The sequence below is a fragment of the Rhodoplanes roseus genome (assembly GCF_003258865.1).
In the GTDB taxonomy this organism is placed as follows: domain Bacteria; phylum Pseudomonadota; class Alphaproteobacteria; order Rhizobiales; family Xanthobacteraceae; genus Rhodoplanes; species Rhodoplanes roseus.
Genome location: NZ_NPEX01000221.1, coordinates 1 through 9,796, shown reverse-complemented (window position 1 = coordinate 9,796; position 9,796 = coordinate 1). Strand labels below are relative to the sequence as shown.

Below are 9,796 nucleotides of genomic sequence, written 5' to 3'. Positions count from 1 at the left end.
GCCCGCCGCGGCGGTGCCGTCGCCGGGCGGGGGGGCGTCGGCCGGATCGCTGGCCGGATCGGCCGTGTCGCCGGTATTGGTCCCGCGGCCGCGCGCGGGCGTCCGGTCGGACGTCGTGGTCTGGCCCGTGTCGTTGCTGCGCATCGACGCGGTGTCGGCCGCGCGCTGACGCGTCTGGGCGTCCTGGCTGGCGGCGGCGGCGACGTCCTGGGCGTCGTCGATCAGGCTCGCGAAATCGGACCCGCTCGACGCGGTTTTCGTCGTCGTACGAGCCGCTTGGGCGGCGGCGGCGAAGGCGCTCGGCTCGATGCTGATGGTGGCCACGCGGGTCGACCCTCTCGAATTGCTCCAGCACCGGATTGCAAGCGCCGGGCCATCGGAGCCGCAAAGAAAACCTCGGTTTTACAATGCCATGCGTGAGCTAATCCGGATCTCGTCCGGGACCCGGGCGGCATCCCTTGCTGGCCGCCGGCAAGATCTGCCGGCCGGCGCCGCTCCCTCGCCGCTCCCTCGCCGCTCCCTCGCCACTCCCTCGCCACCTGCCTGGCCACCCCCTCGCCACCTGCCTCGCCGCTCCCTCGCCACCCCCTTCGCCGCCCCTTCGCCACCTCGCAGCCACCCGCGCGCCGCGGGCGGCTGGCGGGCGGCGTCGCGCGTCCCTATAGTAATGAGACGTGAACAAGAGCCGCGACGGCGGGCCAGCCGTCCGTACGGCCCGTGCCGCCCCCGCGGCCGGTGGTGAGGAGCGCGGCGACGCCGCGGCGACGATGCGGAACAGTCTCGATCTCGACACGCGGCCGGCCGACACCCGCGTGGTGGTCGCCATGTCGGGCGGGGTGGACTCCTCCGTCACGGCGGCGCTGCTCAAGCAGGACGGCTACGACGTCGTCGGCGTCACGCTGCAGCTCTACGACCACGGCGCCGCGACCCATCGGCTCGGCTCCTGCTGCGCCGGCCAGGACATCCACGACGCCCGCCGGGTCGCCGAGCAGATCGGCATCCCGCATTACGTCCTCGACTACGAGAGCCGCTTCAAGGAAGCCGTCATCGACCGCTTCGCCGAGAGCTACGTGCACGGCGAGACCCCGGTCCCCTGCGTCGACTGCAACCAGTCCATCAAGTTCCGCGACCTCCTGGTGACGGCCCGCGAGCTCGGCGCGCAGGTGCTGGCGACCGGCCACTACGTCGCCTCGCGGCTCGCTCCGGACGGCTCGCGCGGCCTCTACCGGGCCCGCGAGGAGGAGCGCGACCAGAGCTATTTCCTGTTCGCCACCACGCGCGAGCAGCTCGACATCCTGCGTTTCCCGCTCGGCGAGCGCACCAAGGCCGAGACCCGCGAGCTGGCGCGCAGCTTCGGCCTGACCGTCGCCGACAAGCACGACAGCCAGGACATCTGCTTCGTGCCGACCGGCCGCTACACCGAGGTGATCGAGCGGCTGATGCCGGGCGCCGCCGAGCCGGGCGAGATCGTCGACATGGCCGGGCGGGTGCTCGGGCATCACCAGGGCATCATCCGCTTCACGGTCGGCCAGCGCCGCGGGCTCGGCATCGCGGCCGGCGAGCCGTTGTTCGTGGTGCGGCTCGACGCGGCGACGCGGCGCGTCGTCGTCGGCCCGCGCGAGGCGCTCAGGACCATGCGGATGCGGCTGCGCGACGTGAACTGGATCGGCGACGGCTCGCTCGACGCGGCGCTCGCCGCCGCGCCGGTGCCGGGCCGGCTGGAGGCGTTCGTCAAGGTGCGCTCGACGCGTCGGCCGCAGCCGGCCTGGATTCTCCGGGCCGGCGAGGCGGGCACCGCCGACGGGCGGGCCGCGGGCGAGATCGAGGTGGAGCTGGTCGACGGCGAGGAGGGGGTCGCCCCCGGACAGGCCTGCGTGTTCTACGACGCGCTGGCCGGTCAGGCCCGTGTCCTCGGCGGCGGCTTCATCAGGAGCGCGGCGTCGGCGGCCGAACCGGTCGCCGCGTCGCAGGAGGAGCGGCGGCGGGCCGTTGCGGCCGGCGCGCGGCGCTGAACATTTTTCGGCTCGGGGGCAGCCCATGGCAGACGATCTCGACCGCGACAAGGTCGCGAAGGCTTACGCGCGCTGGGCGCCGGTCTACGACCTGGTGTTCGGGCAGGTGTTCGAGCGCGGCCGCAAGGCGGCCATCGCCGCCGTGGAGGCGACCGGCGGCGGCCGCATCCTGGAGGTCGGGGTCGGCACCGGCATCTCGCTGCCGGACTATCGCCGCACCAACCGGCTGTTCGGGGTCGACATCTCCGAGCCGATGTTGCGAAAAGCGCAGGAGCGGGTGGTCGCCCAAAGGCTCGACAATGTCGAGGTCCTGTCGGTGATGGACGCGACCAAGCTGGCCTTTCCGGACGGCTGGTTCGACGTCGTCGTGGCGCAATACGTGATCACGGCGGTGCCGGACCCGGAGGGCACGCTCGACGAGTTTTTGCGCGTCGTGAAGCCGGGCGGCGAGATCATTTTGGTCAATCACATCGGCGCCGAGACCGGCCCGCGAAAGATTTTCGAAGCCGCCTTCGCGCCCCTGGCGCGAAAACTCGGCTGGCGCCCCGAGTTCCCGTGGCAGCGCTTGCGCACCTGGGTCGACCGCGCCGCCGGCGTCCACTTCATCGAGCGCCGCCCGATGCCGCCGCTCGGCCACTTCTCGCTGATCCGCTTCGGCAAGGCTTTGGCCCCGCCGCAGATGCAGGCGGCGCAGTAGCGGGGCGCTTCCGTAGGGCGCAATGAGCGCCAGCGAATTACGCCGACATGAGCCCAGACCCCGCGGGTTGTTCACCGGCGCAATTCGCTTCGCTCATTGGCGCCCTACTGACCAGCGGCTGCTGCGATGTCGTCCCAGCGCGCTGTCACAGAAGCGAGACGAACACCTCCACGGACAATCCGGCTTGCCGGACGATCGCATGCAGGGTTCCGGCTTTGAGGTCGCGGCCGGCGTGGATCGGGATCGTCACCGCGCGGCTCGGGTCGTCGGCGTGAATCATGCGGCAGTGACTGCCGGACATGCGCGACACCACGAAGCCCGCACGTTCGAGCGCGCGAACCGCATCGCGCGCCCGGACGACGGGAAGGCGGGTCATGCCGCCAGCGTGACTGTGACCTCGCGGATGCGAGGCTTCGCATCCTCGGGCATTGCCTCTCCGCGGCTCGCGCGATCCTCCATGACCAGGCGGATCGCGTCCTCCGCCATCGCGAGTGCGTCCGCTTCGTCGTCGCCGTAGCTGACGATTTCGGGCAGCGCCGGCACCCGGACCGTGAAGCCACCGTCCGGTTCCGGCTCCAGCACGACGGCATAGGTGCGAACGGTGGCCATGGCAGGGGTCTCGTCGATTGGGATCGTCCGATCCTAACGATGAGCCCGACCGGGTGCAATTCGGCGGATTTTGGAGTCTCGGCGAGGTTGCACGTGGTTTTGAGGTGGTGCACTCGAACGGGACCTTGGCATTGGAATCGGTCAAATGGCGGAGTGTCGATTGCGTGCACAGGCACAATAATTCCAGGTCTCGTTCCTCGTCGTGGTGTAGCAGGGCGGTTGTGGCGCCCCTCGCGAGCGTGCCCCCACCTTGCCAAGGCATCGCGTTTGGCCGAGGAGCTTGAAGAGGCAGTCGAAGGTCGCGCTGATCCAAGAAATCTATCGCGAGGCCCCTGGAGCAGTCGAGCGGGCTAACGCGGAGATCGCAAAGGGCAATGGCAAGCCCGTATTTGATGTCGAACAAACGCGCGGTCGTGCGGCAGCGTTTGAGGCGCGCGATCCGCCAAAGGAGGCGGCATGAGCGGCGCACCGCTGGCCAAGTCGAGAGTATTTCCCGGCACGTTGTCGCGGGGAGCGCACGCCGTCGAGGTCTCAGCCGAGATCGGGATTGACGCATCGGGCGAGTTGAAATTCGACTTCCCGCCAATTCCACTGTCCAACCAATCGAAGTTTATTCTCCTGGAGTGGGACGATAAGGACAAGGTCGTTCACTTCTCGTTCCGGGCCGCCGCCGAGGATGGAACGCGTTTTGAGACGGATCATCTGTTTTTCTCAAGTCTGTGCACTACCTGGGACCAGGCCAGTGGCGCCCGCCTCATGCTCTCGGCTCTCTGTGCCATGGGAATTCTCCGTTTCACGTTGAATGAGCCGATGATCAAGCCTGTGCTCCGCCTGCGGCTACGGGGCTTCAGGAGTTTCGACTCGCTTAACGCCGCTTGCCCCTTGGGCCAACTGGAAATGATGGGACTGCGCGAAGACAAGGATGACAACGAAGCCAGCGGCTGGCTGACCATTCAGGCCAACGATCCGCGATCTGATCCACGATCCTGGCGCGCCGCGAGCGAGCGACTTCTTGACCATATCCGTTGCATCATGTCGCTCACCGGATCGGCCTATCTGGGCGCGCCGGTCATGGAGTTTATAGCGGGAATTGAAAGCGAGGTGACGGTCTGGTCGAAGATCCGCCAAGGGACCTCCGCGCTGGCCATCATCCATTACATGACCCAGGAGGCGATGTTCGAAGCAGCCGTACGTTCGTTCTTCTCACCGCCAATCGAGGCCAAGCACCTCTTCGTCGCGATCGAGTGGTTTTCGATGGAGGCTACATACAATGAAGTCCGCCTCGTCAACGCGATGACGGCGCTGGAAAATCTGATTGATTCAAACCTGGGCCCCGATGAGGCCCTGATCCTGCCAAGAGCCCCGTTCACCAGGACCCGACGGGTGCTGCTCTCCGTGATACGTCGCTGCCTTGCCAGGTTGCCTGCCGAACAGGCGGAGGATGCCGCGCGCGAGCTAAACGAGAAGCTGGCCGAACTGAACCGACGCTCACTATTGCGGAAGTTGGAACTTCTGGCCGCGCGCTGGAAGGTCCCGCTGGACGGGATCGATCCTGCCTCGTTACAGCTTGCCAAGAAGGCCCGAGACAAGGTCGTGCACCGGGGACAGTATTACGAGGACGTCAAAGAGACGGATGCCGACCTGTGGATACACGTCACGGTGATCCGGGAAGTCGTAGTGCGCTTCCTTTTCACCGCCATCGGCTATCGGGGCCGCTACATCTCGCATCTGGGCGGCTATCGAGATGCGGCGTTTCCTCCTACACCAGCGGCGCCTGACTAACTTGCCGCCGCGCCGTCAGTCGACACAGAATGGCTTCTCTGCCGGCGGCAATTTGGCCCGCGCGCTTCGGGAACTGCAGCGCGCAGGATGGGCTGAGCTGCAGCGAAACCCATCAACCCATCGCGCGGGGCAGCGATGGTTTTGTCTTCGGCTCAAGCCATCCTACGGCCCTGGCTCGCCTGCGATCCGCGACAGGTCGCCGTGACCTCGTCCGCGGCCCGGGCTGCCCCGACCGGGGGGCCACATGGTTCGAGGCTCGCTGCGCTCGCACCTCACCGTGAGGGCGGGCGTGATCGGGTCGCGGACTTACCGTGGGACTTTCCGCGGGACTTTTCTTGGGACTTGCGGTGACGCCAATCTCGCTGTGAGGCGTGTATTGCAAAACGCGCTACATTTTGCTATTTCGCCCTCCAGGAGGACCGCCATGCCACGAACGTCCGACCGCAAGGAGCATCCGCTGTCGATGCGGCTGCCGGAGGCGGATATCGCCATGATCGATCGGGCCGCGACGCTGCGCGGACGTTCCCGCACGGATTTCGTGCGCGAGGCGGCCGTGCGGGCGGCCGAGGACGTGCTGATGGAGACGCTGCCGATCCGGATGAGCGCCGCGGGCTTCGAGGCGTTCGTCGCTGCCTTGTCCGGGCCGCCGACACCCGTTCCCGAGATGGTCGACCTGTTTCGGCGGGCGGCGCCCTGGGAGCCGGGTGATCCGAAGACCGGAGCATGACGTGATACCAGTCTTCGCCGTCGCCGAGGCTCTTCGCCATTGCCGAACTTGACCCGGCCATCCATCGAGCGACCGAAGATGCTGCTCGTTCGTAAGGACGGATCCGCGGGTCGAGCCCGCGTATGACGAGTCCGAGGGTGTCACGGCTGGTATGAAGCTGGAGCGTGAGACGTGGCGATCTCCGGGCCCGAGCCGCTGACAGCGGCACACGATCTCTCCGGGTTCTCCTGCGGAAAGCCGTCTCTCGACCGATGGCTGGCGACCCGGGCGCTGTCCAACCAGCAGAAGGGTTTTACCGCGGTCCTCGTCGTTCACGCGGCCAACCGGGTGATCGGCTATTACGGCCTCGCGCCGACCGCCATCGTCCCGTCGACAGTGCCGCGGTCGATCCGGACCGGCCAGCCGCCCGACCCGGTGCCCTGCCTGCTGCTCGGGCAGCTCGCGACGGATCGGAACTGGATCGGCAAGGGGATCGGCACCGGCCTGCTGAAGCATGCGCTGCAACGGTGCGTCGCGGCGGCGGAGCTGATCGGGGGCCGTGCGCTCGTCGTCCATGCCGTCGATGCCGACGCCGCCGCGTTCTGGAGTCGACGCGGCTTCATCGTTTCGAAAGACGATCCGTTCGTCCTGTTCCGCTCGATCGCCGACATCGCGGCATCGTTGTCGCGAGCCCGATAGGGCGGCGCAGTCGCGGTGCGGCGGGCGCTGTTCGCGGGGCGTCGACAGGCGCAGCGGATTGCGCTGGCGAAGAAGCCGCGCGTGGTTCTCACAGCGGCGCAATTCGCTGCGCTCATTGGCGCCCTACGGCCTTTCGCGGCGGCCGTCGCGGATCAACACGTTACCTCCATCGCAACCGGGTCACGGCGGGACGAAATCACGTCGCCTCCGTGATCGCCCGAGTTGTCCGGACCCGCGAACGCGGCGACAGATCCGGGCATGTCGAGCATCGTGGATTCTCGCCCCGCCGCGCGGCGGGCCGGCCGCACGCCCGGGCGCCAGCATCGGCTGCGCCAGGCGGTGCGCTTCGCACTGCCGCAGCGCGGCGCCATCGGCACCATCGTGGCCCTGACGCTCGCCGCGGCGGCGCTGGGGGCGTTCGAGCCGCTCGCGCTGAAATGGATCTTCGACGGCCTCACCGCGGCGGGTGGCGCGCCGGCTCTGCTGCAGGGGCTCGCGCTGCTCGCCGGCTTCGCCGTGATGCGCGAGGCGATGGACGGGATCGGCACCTGGCTCACCTGGCGCACCCGGATCGGGCTGCAATACGCGCTGCTGGAGGCCACCATCGGCAAGCTGCATCGCATGCCGCTGCGGCTGCAGCGCAGCGAGGGCGTCGGCGCGATCATGACGCGGCTCGATCGCAGCATCCAGGGTTTTACGGCCGCGGTCTCGCTCATCCTGTTCAACATCGTGCCGAGCTTCGTCTTCCTCGCGGTGGCGGCGTGGGTCATGGTGGCGCTGGAGTGGCGGCTGGCGCTGCTCGTGCTGGCCTTCGCGCCGCTGCCGGCGCTGATCGCCACCTGGGCCGGGCCCGAGCAGACCGCGCGCGAGCGCACGCTGCTCGACCGCTGGGCGCGCATCTATTCGCGCTTCAACGAGGTCCTGTCCGGCATCATGATCGTGCGCTCCTTCGCCATGGAGGACGTCGAGAAGGCGCGCTTCCTGCGCGACGTCGACGCCGCCAACACGGTGGTGATCCGCGGCGTCGCCACCGACGCCCGCTACGCCACCGCCTCGAACCTCGTCGTCGCGCTCGCCCGCATCGCCGGGGTGGGCGTCGGCGGATATCTGGTGCTGCACGGGCAGACCACGGTCGGAACCGTGGTGGCGTTCCTCGGCTATATCGGCGGCCTGTTCGGCCCGGTGCAGGGCCTGAGCGCGACCTATACGAGCCTGCGCAAGGCCTCGGTGTCGCTCGACGAGATCTTCGCCATCCTCGACGTGCAGGAGCACATCGGCGACGCGCCGGACGCCCGCGACCTGCCGGCACCGCGCGGCGCGGTGTCGTTCGACGCCGTGCATTTCCGCTACGAGCCGGCCGGCCGGCCGCTGCTCGACCGCCTCACGCTGGACGTCGCGCCGGGCGAGACGCTGGCCATCGTCGGCCCGAGCGGCTCGGGCAAGACGACCATGATGGCGCTGCTGATGCGCTTCCACGATCCGGTCGACGGGACGATCCGCATCGACGGTCACGACATCCGGACCCTCCGGCAGGGCTCGCTGCGGCGGGCCATCGGGGTCGTCCTGCAGGACCCGATGCTGTTCAACGACACGGTGCGGGCCAACATCGCCTACGGCCGGCCGGAGGCGAGCGACGCCGAGATCGAGGCGGCGGCCCGCGCGGCCTGCGCCTACGACTTCATCCAGCGGCTGCCCGGCGGCTTCGACGCCATGGTCGGCGAGCGCGGCGGGCTGTTGTCGGTCGGCGAGCGCCAGCGCATCACCATCGCGCGCGCCATCCTGAAGGATCCGCCCATCCTGGTGCTCGACGAGGCGACCTCGGCGCTCGATGCCGAGTCCGAGGCCTTGGTGCAGACCGCCGTCCAGACTCTGATGCGCGGGCGCACCATCTTCGTGATCGCCCACCGGCTCGCCACCGTGGTCGGCGCCGACCGCATCATCGTGCTGAAGGAGGGCCGCATCGCCGAATGCGGGCCGCACCGCGAGCTGATGCGGCGCGACGGCTACTACGCGTCGCTGGTGCGCCGGCAGCATCTCGGCCTGATCGCCAACGACCTCGACGCGGCGGCGGCGCCGGCCGAGCACGTGCCGGAGGCGCCGATCCGGGCGGCGTGACGGCGCGGCCGGGCAGGGGACGCCGCCCGGATCGACCGTCGTGGTCGGGACGACGGAACCCGCCACCGGCCGCGAGGTTTGTACCTCGCATGTCGCAGCTCCGGACTGATCTGGGTCGTTTCTGGCGCGAGGCGGGGGGCTACTGGCGCCGCGGCGGGCCACGCTGCGCCTGGCCGCTCACCGCCGTGCTCGGCGCCGTCGTGCTGGTGAGCCTCGGCATCACCTACGGGCTCAATCTCTGGAACCGGCATTTCTTCGACGCGCTCGAAGCCCGCAACGCCGATGCGGCGCTGCATCAGGCGATGCTGTTCCCGCTGCTGGTCGGCCTCTATCTGGTGCTGTGCGTCGTCGCGATGGCGGCCCGCATGACCCTGCAGCGCACCTGGCGCGCCGTGCTCAACGACCGCCTGCTCGACCGCTGGCTCGCCAGGGGCCGCTATTATCAGCTCGAATGCATCCCCGGCGATCACATGAATCCGGAGCACCGGATCCACGAGGACGTGCGCATCGCCACCGACATGCCGGTCGACTTCGTCACCGGGTTTCTCACGTCGGCGCTGTCGGCGGTCTCGTTCTTCGCCGTCCTGTGGGTGGTCGGCGGTGCGCTGAGCGTGCCGGTCGCCGGGACGACCGTGACGATTCCGGGCTATCTGCTGATCGCGGCGCTCGTCTATGCGCTCGTCGTCAACGGCGGGATGGTGGCGATCGCGCGCGGCTTCACGGCGACGGCGGCGCACAAGAACCAGGCCGAGGCGGAGTACCGCTTCGCACTCACGCGGGTGCGCGAGAACGCCGAGAGCATCGCCCTGCTGTCGGGCGCCGCCGCCGAGCGGGCCGGGCTCGACCGCTGCTTCTCGGCCGTGCTGGCCCGGTGGGCCGCCCTGATGGGTCAGCACATGCGGGCCGTGATCGTCTCGCAGGCGAGCGCCCAGGCGGTCGGGGTCGTCCCGGTGCTGCTGTGCACGCCGCGCTATCTGGACGGCAGCATGACGCTCGGCCAGGTGATGCAGGTCGCCTCCGCCTTCACCATCGTGCAGGGCGCGCTGAGCTGGCTGGTCGACAACTTCACCCGGCTGGGCGACTGGACGGCCTCGGTCCGCCGGGTCGTGACGCTGGCCACGGCCCTCGATGCGCTGGAGGCGGCCGAGCAGGCGCGGGCCGGCCGGCTGCGGCGGC

11 protein-coding genes are annotated in these 9,796 nt (G+C 69.1%); 8 read left to right on the top strand and 3 right to left on the bottom strand.

Annotation, left to right across the window (positions count from 1 at the left end):
- On the bottom strand, positions 1–324 hold a 324-nt coding region (locus tag CH341_RS23420; protein ID WP_210208575.1), incomplete at its 3' end, for a hypothetical protein.
- Positions 325–767: 443 nt separating this feature from the next.
- Here CH341_RS23420 and mnmA point away from each other — a divergent pair.
- Positions 768–2,012 carry a tRNA 2-thiouridine(34) synthase MnmA gene (mnmA, locus tag CH341_RS23415; protein WP_111421401.1) on the top strand — a complete coding sequence of 415 codons (1,245 nt, stop codon included), beginning with the start codon at positions 768–770 and terminating at the stop codon, positions 2,010–2,012.
- A 25-nt stretch (positions 2,013–2,037) separates the two neighbouring features.
- On the top strand, positions 2,038–2,709 hold the full coding sequence (locus CH341_RS23410) for a class I SAM-dependent methyltransferase (protein ID WP_111421400.1): 672 nt from the start codon (positions 2,038–2,040) through the stop codon (positions 2,707–2,709).
- Between the two features lie 145 nt (positions 2,710–2,854).
- Here CH341_RS23410 and CH341_RS23405 read toward each other — a convergent pair whose 3' ends face one another.
- Together CH341_RS23405 and CH341_RS23400 are read right to left on the bottom strand one after the other, a co-directional pair.
- On the bottom strand, positions 2,855–3,085 hold the full coding sequence (locus CH341_RS23405) for a type II toxin-antitoxin system HicA family toxin (RefSeq protein ID WP_111421399.1): 231 nt from the start codon (positions 3,083–3,085) through the stop codon (positions 2,855–2,857).
- A complete protein-coding gene (locus tag CH341_RS23400) occupies positions 3,082–3,318 on the bottom strand; it encodes a type II toxin-antitoxin system HicB family antitoxin (protein WP_111421398.1) in 237 nt (78 codons plus the stop codon). The genes CH341_RS23405 and CH341_RS23400 overlap by 4 nt, the downstream gene beginning before the upstream one ends.
- A 280-nt stretch (positions 3,319–3,598) precedes the next feature.
- On the opposite strand from CH341_RS23400, the gene CH341_RS35350 reads away from it, so the two are divergent.
- From CH341_RS35350 to CH341_RS23375, 6 genes are all read left to right on the top strand, one after another.
- Entirely contained in the window at positions 3,599–3,778 is a 180-nt protein-coding gene (locus CH341_RS35350; protein WP_210208573.1) for a hypothetical protein, read from the top strand.
- Positions 3,775–5,100: a hypothetical protein gene (locus CH341_RS23395; protein ID WP_111421397.1), complete on the top strand. Its 1,326-nt coding sequence runs from the start codon at positions 3,775–3,777 to the stop codon at positions 5,098–5,100. Before CH341_RS35350 ends, CH341_RS23395 begins: the two co-directional genes overlap by 4 nt.
- Positions 5,101–5,524: 424 nt before the next feature.
- The gene (locus CH341_RS23390) at positions 5,525–5,827 is read left to right on the top strand and encodes a type II toxin-antitoxin system TacA family antitoxin (RefSeq protein WP_111421396.1); all 303 of its coding nucleotides are present in this window, start codon (positions 5,525–5,527) and stop codon (positions 5,825–5,827) included.
- 171 nt (positions 5,828–5,998) lie between these two features.
- On the top strand, positions 5,999–6,505 hold the full coding sequence (locus tag CH341_RS23385; protein WP_111421395.1) for a GNAT family N-acetyltransferase: 507 nt from the start codon (positions 5,999–6,001) through the stop codon (positions 6,503–6,505).
- Between the two features lie 258 nt (positions 6,506–6,763).
- On the top strand, positions 6,764–8,620 hold the full coding sequence (locus CH341_RS23380) for an ABC transporter ATP-binding protein (protein WP_111421394.1): 1,857 nt from the start codon (positions 6,764–6,766) through the stop codon (positions 8,618–8,620).
- Between the two features lie 89 nt (positions 8,621–8,709).
- Positions 8,710–9,796, top strand: a 1,087-nt coding sequence (locus tag CH341_RS23375) for an ABC transporter ATP-binding protein/permease (RefSeq protein WP_146604587.1), incomplete at its 3' end; no start/stop codon positions are given.